20 protein-coding genes are annotated in these 17,596 nt (G+C 72.0%); 5 read left to right on the top strand and 15 right to left on the bottom strand.

The annotated features are described in order from the left end of the window. Window positions 1-9 precede the first annotated feature (9 nt). Window positions 10-1,272: a styrene monooxygenase/indole monooxygenase family protein gene (locus ACIBL4_RS05160; RefSeq protein ID WP_399406671.1), complete on the top strand. Its 1,263-nt coding sequence runs from the start codon at window positions 10-12 to the stop codon at window positions 1,270-1,272. On the opposite strand, the gene ACIBL4_RS05155 is transcribed toward ACIBL4_RS05160, so the two are convergent. The 11 genes from ACIBL4_RS05155 to ACIBL4_RS05105 all read right to left on the bottom strand — a co-directional run bounded on the left by ACIBL4_RS05155 (window position 1,236) and on the right by ACIBL4_RS05105 (window position 12,133). Continuing rightward, window positions 1,236-2,474, bottom strand: coding sequence for an NlpC/P60 family protein (locus ACIBL4_RS05155; RefSeq protein WP_399406669.1), 1,239 nt, complete (start codon window positions 2,472-2,474; stop codon window positions 1,236-1,238). The genes ACIBL4_RS05160 and ACIBL4_RS05155 overlap by 37 nt on opposite strands. Before the next feature lie 106 nt (window positions 2,475-2,580). Beyond that, window positions 2,581-2,880, bottom strand: coding sequence for a hypothetical protein (locus ACIBL4_RS05150; protein WP_399406667.1), 300 nt, complete (start codon window positions 2,878-2,880; stop codon window positions 2,581-2,583). Window positions 2,881-2,890: 10 nt separating this feature from the next. Next, the gene (locus ACIBL4_RS05145) at window positions 2,891-3,544 is read right to left on the bottom strand and encodes a TetR/AcrR family transcriptional regulator (RefSeq protein WP_399406665.1); all 654 of its coding nucleotides are present in this window, start codon (window positions 3,542-3,544) and stop codon (window positions 2,891-2,893) included. 248 nt (window positions 3,545-3,792) lie between these two features. Then, window positions 3,793-4,779: a hypothetical protein gene (locus ACIBL4_RS05140; protein WP_399406663.1), complete on the bottom strand. Its 987-nt coding sequence runs from the start codon at window positions 4,777-4,779 to the stop codon at window positions 3,793-3,795. Between the two features lie 91 nt (window positions 4,780-4,870). Further along, on the bottom strand, window positions 4,871-5,809 hold the full coding sequence (locus ACIBL4_RS05135; RefSeq protein WP_399406661.1) for a diiron oxygenase: 939 nt from the start codon (window positions 5,807-5,809) through the stop codon (window positions 4,871-4,873). A gap of 90 nt (window positions 5,810-5,899) precedes the next feature. Further along, entirely contained in the window at window positions 5,900-7,360 is a 1,461-nt protein-coding gene (locus tag ACIBL4_RS05130) for a penicillin-binding transpeptidase domain-containing protein (RefSeq protein WP_399406659.1), read from the bottom strand. Beyond that, window positions 7,357-8,721 (bottom strand): FtsW/RodA/SpoVE family cell cycle protein, encoded by a 1,365-nt coding sequence (locus tag ACIBL4_RS05125; RefSeq protein WP_399406657.1) that lies wholly within the window; start codon window positions 8,719-8,721, stop codon window positions 7,357-7,359. The genes ACIBL4_RS05130 and ACIBL4_RS05125 overlap by 4 nt, the downstream gene beginning before the upstream one ends. A gap of 52 nt (window positions 8,722-8,773) precedes the next feature. Next, window positions 8,774-9,181, bottom strand: a complete 408-nt coding sequence (locus ACIBL4_RS05120) for an SH3 domain-containing protein (RefSeq protein ID WP_399406655.1) — start codon at window positions 9,179-9,181, stop codon at window positions 8,774-8,776. A gap of 177 nt (window positions 9,182-9,358) precedes the next feature. Beyond that, window positions 9,359-10,612 (bottom strand): ATP-binding protein, encoded by a 1,254-nt coding sequence (locus ACIBL4_RS05115; protein WP_399406653.1) that lies wholly within the window; start codon window positions 10,610-10,612, stop codon window positions 9,359-9,361. Next, window positions 10,609-11,319, bottom strand: coding sequence for a hypothetical protein (locus ACIBL4_RS05110; RefSeq protein ID WP_399408076.1), 711 nt, complete (start codon window positions 11,317-11,319; stop codon window positions 10,609-10,611). Before ACIBL4_RS05110 ends, ACIBL4_RS05115 begins: the two co-directional genes overlap by 4 nt. Before the next feature lie 310 nt (window positions 11,320-11,629). Beyond that, entirely contained in the window at window positions 11,630-12,133 is a 504-nt protein-coding gene (locus tag ACIBL4_RS05105) for a dual specificity protein phosphatase family protein (RefSeq protein WP_399406651.1), read from the bottom strand. 120 nt (window positions 12,134-12,253) lie between these two features. Here ACIBL4_RS05105 and ACIBL4_RS05100 point away from each other — a divergent pair, with 120 nt between their 5' ends. Then, entirely contained in the window at window positions 12,254-13,057 is an 804-nt protein-coding gene (locus tag ACIBL4_RS05100; RefSeq protein WP_399406649.1) for a nuclease-related domain-containing protein, read from the top strand. Between the two features lie 46 nt (window positions 13,058-13,103). On the opposite strand, the gene ligD is transcribed toward ACIBL4_RS05100, so the two are convergent. Beyond that, window positions 13,104-13,985 carry a non-homologous end-joining DNA ligase gene (gene ligD / locus ACIBL4_RS05095; RefSeq protein WP_399406647.1) on the bottom strand — a complete coding sequence of 294 codons (882 nt, stop codon included), beginning with the start codon at window positions 13,983-13,985 and terminating at the stop codon, window positions 13,104-13,106. A 54-nt stretch (window positions 13,986-14,039) separates the two neighbouring features. Between ligD and ACIBL4_RS05090 the strand changes: the two genes are divergently transcribed. After that, the gene (locus tag ACIBL4_RS05090; protein WP_399408074.1) at window positions 14,040-15,071 is read left to right on the top strand and encodes a Ku protein; all 1,032 of its coding nucleotides are present in this window, start codon (window positions 14,040-14,042) and stop codon (window positions 15,069-15,071) included. A 34-nt stretch (window positions 15,072-15,105) separates the two neighbouring features. Here ACIBL4_RS05090 and ACIBL4_RS05085 read toward each other — a convergent pair whose 3' ends face one another. Both ACIBL4_RS05085 and ACIBL4_RS05080 read right to left on the bottom strand, forming a co-directional pair. Then, on the bottom strand, window positions 15,106-15,297 hold the full coding sequence (locus ACIBL4_RS05085; RefSeq protein WP_399406645.1) for an SDR family oxidoreductase: 192 nt from the start codon (window positions 15,295-15,297) through the stop codon (window positions 15,106-15,108). Then, window positions 15,269-15,838, bottom strand: coding sequence for a helix-turn-helix domain-containing protein (locus ACIBL4_RS05080; RefSeq protein WP_399406643.1), 570 nt, complete (start codon window positions 15,836-15,838; stop codon window positions 15,269-15,271). The genes ACIBL4_RS05085 and ACIBL4_RS05080 overlap by 29 nt, the downstream gene beginning before the upstream one ends. A gap of 135 nt (window positions 15,839-15,973) precedes the next feature. Here ACIBL4_RS05080 and ACIBL4_RS05075 point away from each other — a divergent pair, with 135 nt between their 5' ends. Next, on the top strand, window positions 15,974-16,666 hold the full coding sequence (locus ACIBL4_RS05075) for an AzlC family ABC transporter permease (protein WP_399408072.1): 693 nt from the start codon (window positions 15,974-15,976) through the stop codon (window positions 16,664-16,666). Between the two features lie 38 nt (window positions 16,667-16,704). Further along, on the top strand, window positions 16,705-16,998 hold the full coding sequence (locus tag ACIBL4_RS05070) for an AzlD domain-containing protein (RefSeq protein ID WP_399408070.1): 294 nt from the start codon (window positions 16,705-16,707) through the stop codon (window positions 16,996-16,998). 24 nt (window positions 16,999-17,022) lie between these two features. On the opposite strand, the gene ACIBL4_RS05065 is transcribed toward ACIBL4_RS05070, so the two are convergent. After that, window positions 17,023-17,496, bottom strand: coding sequence for an Asp23/Gls24 family envelope stress response protein (locus tag ACIBL4_RS05065; protein WP_399408068.1), 474 nt, complete (start codon window positions 17,494-17,496; stop codon window positions 17,023-17,025). Window positions 17,497-17,596 lie beyond the last annotated feature (100 nt).

Raw genomic sequence — 17,596 nt, 5'->3', positions numbered from 1 at the left:
CAACCCCGCATGCGGAAGATACTCGTCGTCGGAGCCGGCCAGTCCGGGCTCCAGATCGCTCTCGGCCTCCAGTCGCAGGGGTACGAGGTCACCCTGATGTCCAACCGGACGGCGGACGAGATCCGCACCGGCCGGGTCATGTCGACGCAGTGCATGTTCCACACGGCCCTGCAGCACGAGCGCGATCTCCAGCTGAATTTCTGGGAGTCCCAGGCCCCGAAGATCGAAGGACTCGGCGTCTCGGTCGCCGCCCCCGGCTCCTGGGCCGAGGGCCCCGCGGCCCGTGCGATCGACTGGCTGGGCCGGCTCGACGGGTACGCCCAGTCGGTCGACCAGCGCGTGAAGATGGCCGGCTGGATGGAGACGTTCGCCCAGCGCGGCGGGCAGCTCGTCATCCACGGCGCGGCCGTCGGCGACCTCGACTACTTCGCCCGCACGTACGACCTGGTGCTCGTCGCGGCCGGCAAGGGCGAACTGGTGCAGATGTTCGCCCGGGACCCGGAGCGTTCCCCCTACAGCGAGCCGCAGCGCGCGCTGGCCGTGTCGTACGTCCACGGCCTGGGCCCGCGCCCCGAGCACCCCGACACCGAAGGGGTCCGCTGCAACCTCGTGCCGGGCGTCGGCGAACTGTTCGTCATGCCCTGCCTGACCACCTCCGGCCGCGCCGACATCCTGTTCTGGGAAGGGATACCCGGCGGCCCGCTCGACGTTTTCAACGGCGTCAAGGACCCGGCGGAGCACCTCTCCCTGACCCTGGAACTCATGGAGCGGTACGTCCCCTGGGAGTACGCGCGGGCCACCAAGGTCGAACTGACCGACGCCGGCGGCACGCTGGCCGGCCGCTACGCCCCCACCGTCCGCAACCCCGTCGGCCGCCTCCCCGGCGGCGGGCTCGTACTGGGTGTCGCGGACGTCGTCGTGGCCAACGACCCGATCACCGGTCAGGGCTCCAACTCCGCGTCCAAGTGCGCGGCCGCCTACCTCTCCTCGATCGTCGAGCGCGGCGACAAGCCGTTCGACGAGGAGTGGATGCGGGCCACCTTCGACCGCTACTGGGCCACCGCGCAGCACGTCACCAAGTGGACCAACGCGATGCTCGCGCCGCCGCCGGAGCACATCCTGAACCTGATCGGCGCCGCCGGTGAGCTCCAGCCGGTCGCCGACCGGTTCGCCAACGGCTTCAACGACCCGGCCGACTTCGAGAACTTCTTCTACGACCCGGAGAAGACGCAGGCCTACCTCGTCGAGGTGTCCGGCGCGGGCGCCGCGTAGGTCCCCTCCCTGTCGTAGCCCTCGTATCCCTCGTCCGACCCGTCCGTGGCGCCCTCGGGGAGCTCCGGTGGCTCGTAGCGCCGCAGGGGCTTCCCGTGCGGGTCCGGGCGTACGGCGCCCAGGACCGGGTTGGCCGCGATCGGTGACACCTTCACCTTCGCGCCCGGCCGGGGTGCCTGCACGACCATGCCGTCGCCGAGGTACAGCGCCACGTGCGTGGCCTCCGGGAAGTACACGACCAGGTCCCCCGGCCGCAGCTGAGGGAGCGGGATCCGCTTCAGCCGCTTCCACTGCTCCTGGCTGGTCCGGGGGATGGGCGCCCCGGCCTGAGCCCAGGCCTGCGAGGTCAGGCCCGAGCAGTCGTACGACTCCGGGCCCTCCGCGCCCCACTCGTAGGGCTTGCCGAGCTGCCGCACGGCGTAGCGCACGGCGCGGTCGCCCTCGGCGGACGGTTTGCGGACGCTGTTGTTGCTGCTCTTGCTCTTGTTTTTGTTCTTGCCGTCGTCGCCGTTGGTGACGCTGCTGAGCGCGCCGGACGCGATGAACTTCTGCTGCGCCTTGGCGACGCCCTCCTTCTCGAAATCGGCGAGGGCGGTGAGCTGGTCGCGGCTGAGGGAGGCGAGCAGTTCCTCGACGTCGTGGAGGCGCTCGCGGACCTCGTCCCGTTCCTTCTTCCGCCGCTCGGTGAGGGCGAGCTGATCGTCGAGGGCCTTGCGGGCCTTGCGGGCCAGGTCCCGGGCCTTGCGTTCGTCGCCGGTCAGCCGGCCGACGATGCCGGCCCGTTCTCGCGCCAGCCTGCCGATCACATGGCCCTGGTCGATCGCGTGCTGCGGGTCGCGGGCCAGGAGCAGGCGCACGTACGGGGAGATGTCGGTGCTGCTCTGGTACTGCTGCCGGGCCAGACGGCCGGCCGCGCCCCGGCTGTCGTGCAGGGAGAGCCGGGTGCGGGCGAGGGCGCGGTCCAGGCGGTCGGTCTCGGCGCGCTGCTTCTTCAGTTTCTCCTCGGTGGCGTTGTAGGCCTCGGTGGCCTGTTCCGCCTTGCGGTACAGCTGCTGAAGGTCCGTCAGGAGGTCGGAGACGGAGGCGGGGTCCTGCCCGAGGTCGGATTCCGGTTCCGGGGCCGCCGAGGCAGGGGCGGGAGCGAGGACGGTCGCTGCTGCCACCGCCGCCGTGCAGACCAGGCGCAGAAGGCTTCCTGACATGCCATCACCTCCGTTGCGGGGCGGCCTGTTCGCCGCCGGACACCGTGAGGATCAGGCGTGTGCGCGAGGTGCGCGCGGTGGGTGTGCGCGGTTCGGCGCAACGGGGTCACCCGTCGGCGTCGTCCCTCTTGCCGGGCGGCGTGGCGTCTGGCTTCGACCAGGGCCAGTTGAGCCGGCGGGCCGGTGCGCCCTCCGGGGCGTACTCGTACTTCCAGCGGTTGGTCAGTCCCACCCTGCCCTGGCCCCGGGGCACGCGGCGGTAGACCAGGACGGTGGGCGGGCCGCCGGCGGGGTCCGGGACGGGGATGCGGTACGTCTTGGGCGGGTGGCCGGTGATGCCGAGCAGGACGGGCAGGACCCTGCCGTCCATGGGGCCGCCCTCGAAGGGGGTGTCTTCGCTCTTCACGGGACCAGTGTCAGACATCCTCGGCGAGGGCCACGACCAGGGCGGCGGTCTGCGGGTCGCGGCGGGCGGTCACCGTCAGCATGGCCACGAACTGCTCGACGAGCCAGTCGCGCAGCTCCTCGGCGGGGGGCTGCTTTTCCTCGTCGAGCCAGATGAGGGACGACGCCTCGACGGCGGTGATCCACATCCGGACGGTCATCCGCAGGCGGGGGCCGGGCTCGGTGACCTCCAGGTGCCGGAAGATGTGCTCGGCGGCGGCGCGGCGTACGCCGTCGACGATGGCCGTCGTCCGTGAGGTCTCGACGACGCTGCCGCCCTGGAGGAGGGCGCTGAAGCCGGCGTCGTGCTCGTCGACGAAGGCCATGTAGCGGTCGAGGGCGCGGGACAGGCGGGGGAGCAGGGGGCCCTCGAGGGGTTCGTCGAAGCAGTGCCGGAGCTCGTCGGCGGCGGAGCGGAGGGCGGCCTCGTACAGCTGCTGCTTGCCGCCCGGGAAGTACCGGTAGACCAGGGGCCGCGACACCCCGGCCGCCTCCGCCACGTCGTCCAGGGAGACGTCCTCCGGGGCGCGGTGCGCGAAGAGCGACAGCGCGGCGGTGAGCAGCTGACTACGACGTTCCTCGACGCTGAGGCGCCGGTAGGCGGGGGTGGGGGCGGCTGGTGTCATGACCCGCAGCGTAACCGGGGGTGGGCGTGCGGGGTGCCTGCGGCGGCCTGTGGCTGGTTCGGTGGGGGTGCGCGTTGCACCCGCGGCCGGCTTGTGGTCGGGGCCGCGCCGGGGGGGTCCGTCCTCGGAACGGCGCGATGGGGTCGGACGCCGACTGACTGTCCGCTGACGCGCCAACCGCTGCGGGCGGACACCCCCGACACGTCCCCTGCTCGCCGTCGGCGGGTGCGGCCGAGTGGGGCAGGCTGCTAACGGGCGTCCACGTGCTGGAAGTCCACGGCCGTGATCCGGGCGGTCTTCGCCGTCAGTTCGGCCAGGCCCTGGCCCTCGAACGTGTCGGTGATGAGGGCGCCCCTCGTGGCGCCGAGAGCGGACTGTTCGTCGTTGGGGACGAGGTCCGCGATGGAGCGGTAGTTCTCCTTCAGCAGGGACTCCTGCTTGTGGGCGGCCGGGAACAGGGCGAGGACGCCGCCGTCGGCGGTCCGCAGGGCGTACACGCTCGGGTCGGCCGGGGGCTTGGTGAAGAACTTCTCGGTGGCCTTGCCGTCGGCCGCGCCCTCGGTGCTGCTGCGCTGGTAGGTCTGCTTGGCGTTCTCGACCGGCTTGGTGGTGGTCAGGGCCTTGCCCTTCTTCTTGCCGCCGGTCTCGAGCAAGTCCGCGTAGGCGGCGCCGACGTCGGAGGGTGCCAGCTTGCCGACCTTGGTGCCGGGGTCGACGGCCTCGGCGAGACCATGACGGTCGACGGCGAGCTTGGGGGGCTCTTCGCCGTCGGCCCACAGGGACAGCACCATCTTGTAGGTGCCGCCGACCTTGTCGAAGACCATCAGCACGCTGTTCTTGCTGTTCTCGCTGGACTTGGCCCGGACGGCGAACCAGGTGGCCGTGCCCTTCTCCGGGATGACGTACTCGCGGTCCTGGTAGGAGAAGGGCTTGGTGTAGGCCTGCTGTTCCTTCTTCGGCCAGGTCTCGAAGAGGGTGTAGGTGGCCTTGTCCATGGCGTAGACCTGACCCGCCTCGACCGTGCCGAGGAGTTTCTCGTCCCGTGCGGCGTTGGCCTTGTTGTTGACCTCCTGGTAGTGGTCGGCGATCTTCTTGGCGGCGGCCCGGGTGACCACGCCCTGCGGCGCGTCGTCGGCTCCGGAGTCCGAGGCGGTCTGGCCGCCGCACGCGGTCAGGGAGAGAGCGGTCGCGGCTCCGAGGGCGGCGAGCCGTATGAGGCGGGCGTGGGGGGACATGGGGTGGTGATCTCCTTGAGGCCACGGAGGGTGACGAGTTCAAGGAGGACAGTAGTCACCCCGCATGGACATGACGTGGCCGGGGTTCGCCCTAGGCCAGCAGCCCTGAGGACTTCCACAGCCGTCGTCCGACACCTCGCAGCACCCCGATGTCGTCGAGGAAGTCCGTCAGCCGCTTGGAGCCGGTCTGCATGACCTCGCGGCGGTGTCCGCTCGCTCGTACCTGGGCGAGGGCCTCCCGCTGGTCCAGGCCGACGTTCGTGTAGACCTCGGGGTTCACGAACGCCACCGAGAACACCCGGGCGAACTCACCGGAGGTGATGCGGGTGAACTCCTGGGACCACTTGGGGGCCGTCACCATCTGGCGGCGGAGTTCCTCGCGGGCGTAGCGGACGTGGCGGGCCTCCTCCACCACGTGGATGCGGGTGACGCCGCGGATGAGGGGCTGGACCCGCTCGTCGGGGAAGGTCAGGCGCTGCATCCAGTCGAGGACCTCCTCGCCGAGGAGCGTCGCCGTGAAGGAACCCGGGGTGGTCGAGATGGTCTTGAACAGGCGGCCCAGGTGCTGGTGGGCGCGGCTGACCGGGTACCAGGGTGTGCCGCCGTGGGATATCAGGCGGGCGAACATCTTGGAGTGGCGGCACTCGTCCTCGATCTCGGTGAGGGCGTAGCGCACGTGTGCGCTGGTCGCGGCCTTGTCGTAGATGTGGCGGACCAGGAGCTGCATGAGGATGATCTCGAACCAGATGCCGAGGGAGGCCAGGGCCGCCGCCTCGTGCTGGGAGAGCAGGATGCGTTGCTCCTCGCTCATCCGCTTCCAGAGCGGGGTGTCGTAGAGCGACACCAGCTCCGGCGGCCAGAACCACTTGCCCTCCTCGAAGGGCGCGTCCCAGTCCAGCTCCTTGTCCGGGTCGAAGGAGTGCTTGGCGGAGGAGTCGAGCAGCCGCTGGGCCACCTGCTCCCGGTCCTTGAGCAGGCCCAGGGCATCGCGCAGGCCGTCGAGCGCGTCGGCTTCCGTCAGGGTCGTCATGGCTGCCCACCTCGTTGTGCACACGTCACTGTCCCCCTTATAAGACTGCTTGTCAGCAAGGCAGTCAATCCCCTGGGCGCCATTTGTCGACTAGCGGGCCTCGAGCACCGCCTTCATCACGGCCCCGGCGATCGGCGCCGCGTCGCCGCCGCCGCTGATGTCCCCGCGATCCGCCTCCGCGTCCTCCACGACCACCGCGACCGCCACCCGCGGCGCCAGGTCGCGGTCGCCCTGCGCCCAGGAGACGAACCAGGCGTACGGCGTACCGGAGTTGCCCAGGCCGTGCTGGGCGGTGCCGGTCTTGCCGCCCACCTTGGCGCCGCGGATCGCGGCCCGGTGGCCGGTGCCGTCCTCGACCACCTCCCGCATCAGCGCGCGCAGCCGGACCGCGGTCGAGGGGTACATCGCCTGGCGGACCGTCCGCGAGCCCGCTGTCGCGAGGGTGCTGCCGCCCGGTCGTGTCGTGCGCTCCACCAGGTACGGCTCCCGTAGCTGGCCGCCGTTGGCGACGGCCGCCGCGACCATCGCCATCTGGAGCGGTGTGGCACGGGTGTTGTACTGGCCGATCGACGACAGGGCGAGCTGGGCCTTGTCGAGCGAGGTGTCGAAGGTGGACCGGGCCACCGGGAAGGGAACCCGCAGCGCCGGGTCGTTGAAGCCGAAGGCGTGGGCCGTCGCCGTCATGTCCGTCACGCCCACCTCCACGCCGAGCTTGGCGAACACCGTGTTGCAGGAGAGGGTGAAGGCCTCCCGCACGGAGGCGTCCCGGCAGCCCCGGGACGCGTTCGTCAGGCGAGTCCGGGTCCCGGGCAGGGTGTACGGGTCGGGAGAGTCCGTCGGCGCGTCGAGGTCCCTGACCACGCCGGAGTCCAGCGCGGCGGCCGTGGTGACGACCTTGAACGTCGAGCCCGGCGGATACGTCTGCCGTACCGCCCGGTTGAGCATCGGGCGGTCCCGGTCGGCGTTCAGCCGCTTCCACGCCCTGGCCGCCGCCGCTCCGTTGCCGGACAGCGGCTGGGGGTCGTAGGATGGGGCGGACACCAGGGCCAGGATCCGGCCGGTCGACGGATCCAGCGCCGCCACCGCGCCCTTGCGCCCGGCGAGTCCCTGGTACGCCGCCCGCTGTGCGGCCGGGTCGAGGGTCGTCACGACGTGGCCGCCGCGGCTGTGCGCGCGGGTGAAGTCGTTCCACAGGGGGAACGGCGCGAGCATCGGGTCCGTGCCGGACAGGATGCCGTCCTCGGCCTTCTCCAGGAGCGTCGTCCCGTACAGCTGGGAGGCGAAGCCCGTGACCGGCGCGTACAACGGGCCGTCGGTGTAGGTCCGTTCGTAGCGCAGGTGCTCGCGGGTGTCCTTCGAGCCGGTGACGGGCCGGCCGCCGACCAGGATGTCGCCGCGCGGCTGCCCGTAACGGAAGATCTCCGCACGGCGGTTGGCGGGGTTCGTGTCGTACGCCGGGGCCTGGACGACCTGGACGCGGGCGGCGTTCAGCAGCAGCGCCACCAGCAGCAGGGCGCAGAAGACGCCGGCGTGCCGGATGTGCCGCGTCACCGGGGGCCCGGCCCGTCGTACTGGCGGCGTGCCGAGTCGCTGACGCGCACCAGCAGCGCCACGATCGCCCAGTTGGTCACGACCGATGAGCCGCCCTGCGCCAGGAACGGCATCGCCATGCCGGTCAGCGGGATCAGGCCGGTCACCCCGCCCGCGATCACGAACACCTGGAGCGCCACCAGCGAGGCGAGGCCGACGGCGAGCAGCCGCCCGAAGGGCTCGCGCAGGGCGAGGCCGGCCCGGTAACCGCGCTCCACCAGCAGTCCGTAGAGGAGGAAGATCGCGGACAGGCCCGCCAGGCCGAGTTCCTCGCCCGCCGTGGCCAGGATGAAGTCCGACTTCACGGCGAAGCCGATGAGGATCGAGTGACCGAGCCCGAGGCCGGTGCCGAGCATGCCGCCCTCCGCGAAGGCGAACAGGGACTGGGCGAGCTGGCCCGGGCCCTCACCCGCCTCGATCGAGGCGAACGGGTGCAGCCACGTCTCGATCCTGCTGTGCACGTACGGCTCCAGCCGGCCGACGGCGACCGCCCCCAGCGCGGCCAGCAGCAGACCGAGGGCGATCCAGCCGGTGCGGCCGGTGGCGACGTAGAGCAGGACGACGAACAGGCCGAAGAAGAGCAGCGAGGTCCCGAGGTCCCGCTCCAGGACCAGGACGCCGACGCTCACCAGCCAGACGGCGACGATCGGGCCGAGGACCCGGCCGGTGGGCAGCTGGAGCCTCCAGAGCCGGCGGCCGGTGTAGGCCAGGGCGCTGCGGTTCGCGGCCAGGTACGCGGCGAAGAACACCGCCAGCAGCACCTTCGCGAACTCGCCCGGCTGGATGGAGAACCCGGCGATCCGGATCCAGATGCGGGCGCCGTTCACCGCCGGGAACAGGATCGGCAGCGTGAGCAGCACGAGCGCGGCGACGACACAGACGTACGTGTACCGCTGGAGCACCCGGTGGTCGCGCAGCAGCAGGACGACCAGGATGAACAGCGTCACGCCGAGCGTCGACCAGATCAGCTGGGCCGGTGCCGCCCGGTCGCCCGGGGTCTCCAGGTCGAGCCGGTAGATGAGCACCAGGCCGAGACCGTTGAGCAGCACGCCGATGGGCAGCAGGAGCGGGTCGGCGTGCGGGGCCCGAAGGCGCACGGCCAGATGGGCCAGCACTGCGAGCACGCCGAGCCCGGCGCCGTAGCCGGCGGCACCGGGCGGGAGGGCGTCGTGCCGGGCGAGGCCCACGGCGCAGTAGCCGTACACGGACAGCAGTACGGCCAGGACGATGAGGGCGAGTTCGATGCCACGGCGCCGGGGGAGGCGGCGGACGGCGGGCGTGGGCGCGTCCGCCGTCGCCACGGTGATTCCGGCCTTGCTCATGTCCGGAACCTATCCAAACAGTGCGTCTTATGTGCCTTTGGGTGACTGAGTGTCAGCACCAGCGTGGCGCGGGGCCGATGTTGTCGATGTAGCGGGCCGCGCCCCAGGCCCACGTGCCGTCCGTGAGGAGGTACCAGAGGGGGTTGCCCTGCACGGTCTCGCCGCCGGTCTTGCAGAAGATCTTGACGATGTCGCCCCGGTGGGCGAACCGGATGATCTGCGAGCCGCGGTTCGGGGCGCTGCGCAGTGCCAGCGTGTCCGCCGTGACGACGCCCTCGAAGAGGCGCGGGTCCTGGTGGCCGTGCCCGTCCCCGTTGCCGCCGCTCGGGTCGTGGTGGCCGCCGTTGCCGCCGCTCGGGTCCCAGTCGTCGTGCGCGGCGGCGGCAGCGGGCGTGACGGCGGCCGCGGCGGCGAGGAGCCCGGCGGCGGTGGCTATGGAGAGGCGGGAGCGCAGGGACATGGGGGTTACCTCCATGTGGGGGCGGGTGCCGAAGCTGACTAATCGCCACATTAGGAGCGCCCTGCGGCCCCCGCCCTTCACGCTGGGCCATAGGGGGACGCCGCGAAGGGGCGCGCGGAACTGCGCGACCAGCCACATGCGGCCCGCAGGACGACGATCACCCGAGGTCCCGGGCTCTCACTCCGCGGTCAGTCTCAGGGTCGCCACCGCCCCGCCGTCCGGGGCGTTGCCGAACTCCAGCCGCGCCCCGAGCACCTCGGCCTGCCCCAGCGCGATGGTCAGCCCCAGACCGTGCCCCTTGGCACCGCCCTCCGTCCGGAACCGCTGCGGCCCGTGCGCCACCAAGTACTCCGGAAAGCCGTCCCCGTGGTCCCGGACGGTGACCACCGGACCGTCCACGGTCAGCACGACCGGCCCCCGCCCGTGCTTGTGCGCGTTCGCCACGAGATTCCCCAGCACCCGCTCCAGCCGCCGCCGGTCCGTCTCCACGACCACATCCCGTACGACCCTGACCTCCGTGTCGCCCCCCGCGCCCCGCACCACCCGCTCGGCCAGCGGCCCCAACAGCTCCGTATCCAGCTCCAGCCGTTCCCGGCCGGTGTCCAGCCGGGAGATCTCCAGCAGGTCCTCGGTGAGGGTGCGCAGCGCCGCCACCCGGTCCCGCACCAGCTCGGTCGGACGGCCGGGCGGCAGCAGTTCGGCCGCCGCGTGCAGCCCGGTCAGCGGGGTGCGCAGCTCGTGCGCCACGTCCGCGGTGAACCGCTGCTCGGCGAGCAGCTTGCCCTGCAAGGACGACGCCATGGAGTCCAGCGCGGCGGCGACCGCCGCCACCTCGTCCTGCGGGCGCGCCGGGGCCTTCGTCCGCGGGTCCGTACGGGGGTCGTTCACGCGCGCGTCCAGGTCGCCCGCGCTGATCCGCCGGGCCACCAGCGCCGTGGTGTGCAGCCGCCGCGTCACCCGCGTCACCGCGAACGCGCCGACCAGCAGCGTCGCCCCGATGGCCAGCCCCGACGACCAGAGGATCGCCCGGTCCAGGCCCTCGATGGTGCGGGCCTGCTGCGAGTAGTCGACCGCGACGGCCAGGGCCCGGTGGCCGTCGGCGGGCCCGGCCGCCCACATCGTGGGGCGCCCCGCGAAGTCGGCGACCATCGTGCCGCGGTCCCCGGTGACCGCGAGGTCGCGCAGCGCCGGGGGCAGGCCCGGGGGATCCACGCCGGCGCCATGCTTGAGCGAGTCCCCGGCCTCGTACCGCTCCGTCGCCTGCGTCAGCCGCTGCAACGCCTGGTCGCGGGCCTGGCCGACGGTCTGGTTCGTCACCTGTACATGCACCAGGACACCGAGCAGGGCGGCCAGCGCGCAGCACATGACGGTGATGAAGGCGGCGGCCTTCGCGGCGAGCGTCCCGGACCACTGGGGGAGCATGCGTCTCATCCGGTGCTCGCCGAGGGGGAGACGCCGGGGGAGGAGACGGACGGGGAACCGGAGGGCGCGCCGGAGGGGTGCAGGGAGTGCTTCCGCGGGCCGGTGCGCAGCATCTCGTCCTGGGTGAGGAGCATGGCCCGCTGGTCCCGGTCCCAGGTCCACTGGAGGCGGTACTCGTAACCTGCGACCTCGGACGGCGAGCGGATGACGAGGGAACGCCCGGCCAGTTCCACGCCGCTCAGCGCGTCCTCCCAGGCCATCACCTGCACGAGCCGGTGCTTCTCGACGGTGTAGACGCGCACCGCGGTGGTCTTGCCGGGCAGCAGCCGGAAGCCCAGCGTCAGGTCGTCGCGCCCGTCGCCGGTCAGGTCGCGGTAGTACGGCTTGAGGACCGGGCACCGTCCGTGCTCCGGGCCCTTGCCGCAGTCGGCCATCCGGCGGTTCGTGTCGCGGTAGGGAGCCTTGTCGCCGGCGTAGTCGCCCGGGCTCGCGGCGATCTCGGCCCGGACGACCCCGACGGGGTCCACCCGGCGGATGTCGTCGCCGGGCACCTTGACACCCTTGACCACCTCGGTGTTCACCTCGCCGATCTCGAAGGCCGGACTGGACGCCGGCGTCAGCTCGGGCCAGAGCCGAGCCGGCCCGACGGCCGTCGGTGTCGCCCCGGCGCCCTCCAGCCCTCCGGCGTCCCCGCAGCCCACGGCCCCCAGGAGCAGGAGACCGACACCGGCGACACACCGGGCGACCTTTCCGCGCTTCCGGCGGCAGCCGCCGGCGCGGCTCGCAGGGCCGTCCGAGCGGCCGGAAGGCTCGTCCGGGCCGCGGGAAGGCTCGTCCGCGCAGCCGGAAGGGCCGGCCGGGGGCCCGGGAAGGTCATCGGGGCGGCCGGGAAGGCTGCGGACGCGGCTGACGGGCACTGCACTCCTGCGGTTCGAGGGTGATCACACGGCTCGGACCGACCGTCGGCCCCGTACACCTTATTCGTAGGGAAGTCCTATTTGCGCGCGAGGGAGTCCGTGTGCCGTCCTACTCGGTGAGCTCCTCCAGCAGCCGGGCCGTCGCCAGCCCGGCCCGCAGGTACTCGACGAACAGTTCGTTGTGCAGCGCCCAGGGCGAACGGCGGTCCCGGATCAGCCGGATCGCGGCGTCGGCGGAGCTCCCCCGCCGCATCAGCGCGTGCGCGACGACGAGGCCGGAGCGGTTGTACCCGTGGTAACAGCGGACGAGGACCTTTCGGCCCCCGTCCAGCGCCTCGCACGCGGCCTCGGCCAGCCGGATCACACCGGCGAGCTGCGTCCCGTCGAGCGGCCCGTCGGGGATGGGCCAGACGTGGTGCGGGACGTCCGGATCGGGCCCGTGCCCCGGCAGCCGCAGCAGCGTCTGCACCAGGTCGAACTCGTCCCGTACGACGGCGAACTCCGGATGGCCCAGTCCACCGGTGTACTCGTGGCCGCCCATCCACAGCCCGGGGACGACCTCGTTCCAGGGGCTCTCGGGAGCCGGTACATGGGGTTTCCTGCGGGTACGCAACGGCGCCTCCCCAGCGTCACCGCCCGAGGGCCTGCCCGGCGGGTCCAACTCCTCTCAAAGGTAGCCGGGTTCTTGCCCCCGCAGCACCCCGCCTGTTCCCATGGTCTGGGGTGATGGTGCATGAACGGACTGCGCGTCATACCGATCTGGCGGCACGGTCAGGAACGGCTGTACGTCTGCCTCCCGGACGGCAGGAACATCGCCTGGTACGACCGTGAGGCGGGCCGGGTCAACCTGCTGGGCGAGGACCGTGAGGAGGACGTACTCCGCGCCCTCGGGCCCTTCCTCACCGGCCCGGTGACGGTGGGGCCGCCCCCCGTGCCGACCCCCGCCGAGCTCGCCCGGCTGACCCTCCACCCCGACGACGACCTGGCCCCCAACCGCCCCGGCGAGGCCCTCCTCGTCGCCCTCGACCGCGACCCCGGCCCGGCCCGCCGGCTGCGCCCCGATCCGCGCCGCAGGGCCCTGGAGGCGGAGCAGACGGTCGGGGATGCCCTGGACCGCCTGGACGGCGCCGGCTGGCACGCCGTGCACTCCGTCCCGCTCCCCGGCGGCAGCCGCATCCACCACCTGCTGATCGGCCCGGGCGGGCTGTACGCCCTGCACGCCCTTTACGCGCGCAAGCAGCGGGTGACGGTCTCCGACCCCATGGTCACCCTGGGCCGCCGTGAACCGACCGCCCTGCTCCGCGGCGTCCGCGCCGACGCCGACCGCGCCTCCTACGCCCTGACGGCGGAGGTCCGCCCCGTCCTCGCCCTGGTCGGCCCGACGGCCGTGTCCGTCCCGGCCCCACCGCGCGAGGTCCGCGTCCTCACGGACCTGGAAGTGCAGACCCTGGCCCGGCAGGGCGGCGTCCTGAAGCCCGCGGACGTGGAGGCCCTGCACGCGATGGCACGGGACCGGAACACCTGGACGCGGGTGTGAGGGCGTGCCGTCATGCCGTAGCCCAGGGCCTGACGTCAGGCCGTAGCTAGGGCAGCCGGCCCGCGCCGCCCGGGTCGAGAAGCGGGGCGAGCAGGTCGCCGTAGTCCTGCACCCGGGCCGCGATGTCGGTGGCGTGGAAGTTCAGCCGGCCGGGCGAGCCGCACTCCTCGACCTCCTCCCAGGTCACGGGCGCCGAGACGGTCGGCTCGGGGCGGGCCCGGAGGGTGTAGGGGGTCGCCGTGGTCTTGCGCGCGGCGTTCTGGCTCCAGTCGACGAAGACCTTCCCGGGACGCAGGTTCCTGGTCATCCGGTGCAGGGCGAGCCGGGGCATGGCCTTCTCCGCCTCGACGGCCAGCGACTTGGCGTACTCGGACACCCGCTCGGAGGACGCCCCGCGCACGGCGGCGAGCAGATGCAGCCCCTTCGACCCGGAGGTCTTGGCGTACGGTTCGATGCCGTCCGCCGCGAGCCGTTCCCGCAGCCACAGCGCGACCTCACAGCACTGCACGATGCTCGCGGGGGCTCCCGGATCCAGGTCGAAGACGATGCGGTCGGCCTCGTCCGGCGAGTCAACGAGCCACTGGTGGGTGTGGAACTCCGTGACGAGGTTGGCCGCCCACATCAGGCTCGGCAGGTCCTGCACCAGCACCATCCGCGAGGGTCCCTCCACCCGTGGCACCTCGGCGGTGGTGACCCAGTCGGGCGTACCCGGCGGGACGTTCTTGGTGAAGAACACCTGCCCGTCCGGCCCGTCCGGATACCGCAGGAAGGACACCGCCCGGTCGCGCAGATGGGGCAGCAGGACCTCGGCGACGGTCGCGTAGTAGTGCAGGACCTCGCCCTTGGTGAAGCCGGTGGCGGGATACAGCACCTTCTCCAGATTGCTGAGCGGGAGCCGTCGCCCCTCCACCACGGTGATAGGCGCCATACGATAAGAATCCCACGCGAATCGTGACAAACGCTCCCGAGAGTGACCGGAAGGGTGCTGCACGTGAGATCCATTTGGAACGGCGCCATCTCCTTCGGCCTGGTCAGCATTCCGATCAAGCTGGTGAACGCCACCGAGAGCCACTCGATCTCCTTCCGCCAGATCCACACCGAGGACGGCGGCCGCATCCGCTATCGCAAGTTCTGTGAGCTGGAGGACCGCGAGGTCACCCAGGGGGAGATCGGCAAGGGGTACGAGGACGCGGACGGCTCGATCATCCCGATCACCGACGAGGACCTGTCCAGCCTGCCGATCCCGACGGCCAAGACGATCGAGATCGTCGCCTTCGTCCCGGCCGACCGGATCGATCCGCTCCAGATGGACGCCGCGTACTACCTCCAGGCGAGCGGCGCCCCGGCGGCCAAGCCGTACACCTTGCTCCGGGAGGCGCTCAAGCGCAGCAACAAGGTGGCGATCGCGAAGTTCGCCCTGCGGGGCCGGGAACGCCTGGGCATGCTGAGGGTGGTCGGCGACGCCATCGCCATGCACGGGCTGCTGTGGCCGGACGAGGTCCGCGCCCCCGAGGGCGTGGCCCCCGACACGAACGTCACGGTCCGGGACCAGGAACTGGACCTGGCCGACGCCCTGATGGACACCCTGGGCGAGGTCGACCTGGAGGACCTGCACGACGAGTACCGCGAGGCCGTGGAGGAGGTCATCGCCGCGAAGGCCGCCGGCGAGGCCCTGCCGCAGGCCCCCGAGCCGGCCACGGGCGGCAAGGTCCTCGACCTCATGGCGGCCCTGGAGAACAGCGTCCGCGCGGCACGTGAGTCCCGGGGCGAGGAGGCCGGCGAGCACGCCGAGGTCAAGTCGCTCCCGCAGCGCAAGACGGCCCGCGCGGCGCCCAAGCAGACCGGCGGCAAGAAGTCGGCGTCCACCGCGAAGAAGACGGCGGCCAAGAAGACCACGGCGTCCGCGAAGAAGTCGACCGCCAAGTCCGGCCAGGGCGCGAAGAAGACGGCGTCGAAGAGCACCGCGAAGAAGACGCCTGCGAAGAAGTCGACCCCCCGCAAACGCCCGGCCTGACCCGCAGGGCCCTCTCCAACCCGGCCCTGCGGGGTCAGACGGTCGTGAGCCGGCCGCCGTCGACGACCAGGTCCGCTCCGTTCAGGGCGCGGGCGCGGCCGCTCACGAGCATGCGGACGACCCCGGCGACCTCCTCCGGCTCGGTGAGCCGGCCCGTGGTCAGGTTCGCCGCGGCCGGGAAACCCTCCAGGAACTCCTCAGTGATGCTCGGAGACGAGCACCGCACGAGTCCCGGGCTCCAGCGCCTGGAAGACATGCGGGACGTCGGCCGGATAGCAGATGTAGTCGCCCGGATGGAGTTCCACCGGCTCGTCGGCCATGCCCACCAGGGCCCGGCCCGAACTGATCACGACGTGCTCGACGACTCCGGGAGGGTGCGGCGCCGAGGAGCGCTGCGGCCCCGGCTCGGCGGCGACGCTGTAGACGTCCCGCCGGGCCCCGGGCGGAGAGGCGGCAAGGAGCGTGGCCCGGTAGTCGCTCTGCTCGGACCCGACGGCCGGCCCTTCTCCCGCCCGGATCACCTGCACCTGCGGCCGCGACACGGCCACCAGCCGCGAGAAGGGGATCTCCAGCGCCACGCACAGTGCCCACAGCGTCTCCAGGCTGGGATTCCCGGTGCCCGACTCCAGCTGGGAGAGCGTGGACTTGGCGAGCCCGGCCCGGCGGGCGACCTCGGTGAGGGACAGCCCCACCCGGAGGCGTTCCGCCCGCAGTGACGCGGCGATCACTTCGATCGGCGGCTTGGGGGCGGGGTCGGCGTCGGACATGGCGTGTTCGCTCCAGAGGTCATTCGTTCGTCTTGACGAACATCGTAAGCCTTGTTCACTATAAAAATCATGCGTTCGTTCTGGAGAACACGGGGTGGTCGAACACCGAAAGGCCGGACACCGAAAGACCGGCCACTGAAAGTCCGGACCCCGTGGGGCCGAACACTGGATGGCCCGCTGCTCCGCGACATCGCGCTGGTCTGCCTGGCGGTAGGGGTGATCGGCCTGTCCTACGGCGCCGTCGCGGTCACGTCCGGGTTCGCCTGGTGGTTCCCGGTCCTGATGGGGGTGCTCGTCCTCGCCGCCTCGTCCGAGTTCCTGTTCGTCGGGATCATCGCCGCCGGCGGCAGCCCGATCGCCGCGCTGCTGGCCGGGCTGCTCGTCAACGCACGCCATCTGCCGTTCGGTCTGGCGGTACACGACGTCCTCGGGCGGGGCTGGCGCGGAGTGCTCGGCACGCATCTCATGAACGACGAGACGGTCGTCTTCGCCCTCGCCCAGGACGAGCCGGAGCGCAAACGGGCCGCGTACTGGCTCTGCGGCCTGGGCATCCTGATCTGCTGGCCCGTCGGCGCCGCGCTGGGCGCACTGCTCGGCAGCGCCGTGCGGGACACCGGCGTACTCGGCCTGGACGCCATGTTCCCCGCGGTGATCCTGGCGCTGATCCTGCCGGCGCTGAAGGACGGGCCCCTGCGGCGCACGGCACTGGCCGGCGCGGCCCTGGCCCTTGCCGTCACCCCGTTCCTCCCGGCAGGCCTGCCGGTCCTGCTGGCGCTGGCCGCCCTGCCCCTGTTCAGCGTCCGGACGGGGAAGGAGGCCACGCGGTGAGCGACACCGCCCTCTCCCTCACGCCGACGCTGGCGGCGATGCTCGCCCTGGCGGCCGGCACCTTCCTGCTCCGCCTCTCCGGACCGGCCCTGCGCGCGAGATTCAGGCTCCCGGAGCGCGCCGAGAAACTGCTGGAGGTCTCGGCGGTCCTCCTGCTCGCCGCCCTGGCCGCCACCTCCGCCCTTACCGACGACCACGCCTTCACCGGCCCCGCCCGACCGCTCGGGGTCCTGACCGGCGGGGTGCTCGCCTGGCGCAGGGCCCCGTTCCTCGCGGTCGTACTGGCGGCGGCGGGCACGACCGTCTTGCTACGACTGGCGGGAGTCCCGTGACCCTCCCCCCGCGAACCCGGATCCTCAGGCCACGCGCCGCCCCTCCTGCCTGGACTCGCCCTCACCCTCGTTCTCCTCCTCATCCGGCAGATGGACGTCGTCGACGGCGATGTTGACCTCGACGACCTCCAGCCCGGTCATCCGCTCCACCGCGTTGATGACGTTGGTCCGGACGTCCGCGGCGGTGTCGGCGATGGCGGCGCCGTACTCGACGACCACGTCGAGATCGACGGCGGCCTGGCGCTCACCGACCTCCACCTTCACCCCCTGGGTGATCCCAGTGCCCCCGCCCGGCACGCGCTGGCGCACGGCCCCGAAGGCCCTGGTCATCCCTCCGCCGAGGTTGTGCACCTCGGGGATCTCCCGGGCCGCCATGCCCGCGATCTTCGCCACGACCGTGTCAGCGATCGCGGTGCTTCCCCGGGCCTCGGGGGGAGCGGTGCCGTCCTGCTTTCCCGTGCCGGTAGCGGTGTCTCTGCGCTGTGTGGTCTCCGTCATGGCCGTCCCCTCGATGATCCGTGCGGGATGAGCAGCGTCGTTCTTGTCCACCTGTATCCACCGTAGAACACTGGTGCATATGGGGCGAAAGTGCTGAAAG

Source organism: Streptomyces sp. NPDC050416 (assembly GCF_044458845.1).
GTDB lineage: Bacteria > Actinomycetota > Actinomycetes > Streptomycetales > Streptomycetaceae > Streptomyces.
Note: the sequence above shows the minus strand (reverse complement) of the source record. Positions and strands in the feature narration are given on the sequence as shown.

Excerpts from the sequence above, each read along its gene's own strand:
- ACIBL4_RS05065 (WP_399408068.1), bottom strand. The coding sequence starts at position 17,496 with ATGACGGAGACCACACAGCGCAGAGACACCGCTACCGGCACGGGAAAG.
- ACIBL4_RS05135 (WP_399406661.1), bottom strand. The coding sequence starts at position 5,809 with ATGACGACCCTGACGGAAGCCGACGCGCTCGACGGCCTGCGCGATGCC.
- ACIBL4_RS05140 (WP_399406663.1), bottom strand. The coding sequence starts at position 4,779 with ATGTCCCCCCACGCCCGCCTCATACGGCTCGCCGCCCTCGGAGCCGCG.
- ligD (WP_399406647.1), bottom strand. The coding sequence starts at position 13,985 with ATGGCGCCTATCACCGTGGTGGAGGGGCGACGGCTCCCGCTCAGCAAT.
- ACIBL4_RS05070 (WP_399408070.1), top strand. The coding sequence starts at position 16,705 with ATGCTCGCCCTGGCGGCCGGCACCTTCCTGCTCCGCCTCTCCGGACCG.
- ACIBL4_RS05115 (WP_399406653.1), bottom strand. The coding sequence starts at position 10,612 with ATGAGACGCATGCTCCCCCAGTGGTCCGGGACGCTCGCCGCGAAGGCC.
- ACIBL4_RS05120 (WP_399406655.1), bottom strand. The coding sequence starts at position 9,181 with ATGTCCCTGCGCTCCCGCCTCTCCATAGCCACCGCCGCCGGGCTCCTC.
- ACIBL4_RS05145 (WP_399406665.1), bottom strand. The coding sequence starts at position 3,544 with ATGACACCAGCCGCCCCCACCCCCGCCTACCGGCGCCTCAGCGTCGAG.
- ACIBL4_RS05080 (WP_399406643.1), bottom strand. The coding sequence starts at position 15,838 with ATGTCCGACGCCGACCCCGCCCCCAAGCCGCCGATCGAAGTGATCGCC.
- ACIBL4_RS05100 (WP_399406649.1), top strand. The coding sequence starts at position 12,254 with ATGAACGGACTGCGCGTCATACCGATCTGGCGGCACGGTCAGGAACGG.
- ACIBL4_RS05125 (WP_399406657.1), bottom strand. The coding sequence starts at position 8,721 with ATGAGCAAGGCCGGAATCACCGTGGCGACGGCGGACGCGCCCACGCCC.
- ACIBL4_RS05160 (WP_399406671.1), top strand. The coding sequence starts at position 10 with ATGCGGAAGATACTCGTCGTCGGAGCCGGCCAGTCCGGGCTCCAGATC.
- ACIBL4_RS05155 (WP_399406669.1), bottom strand. The coding sequence starts at position 2,474 with ATGTCAGGAAGCCTTCTGCGCCTGGTCTGCACGGCGGCGGTGGCAGCA.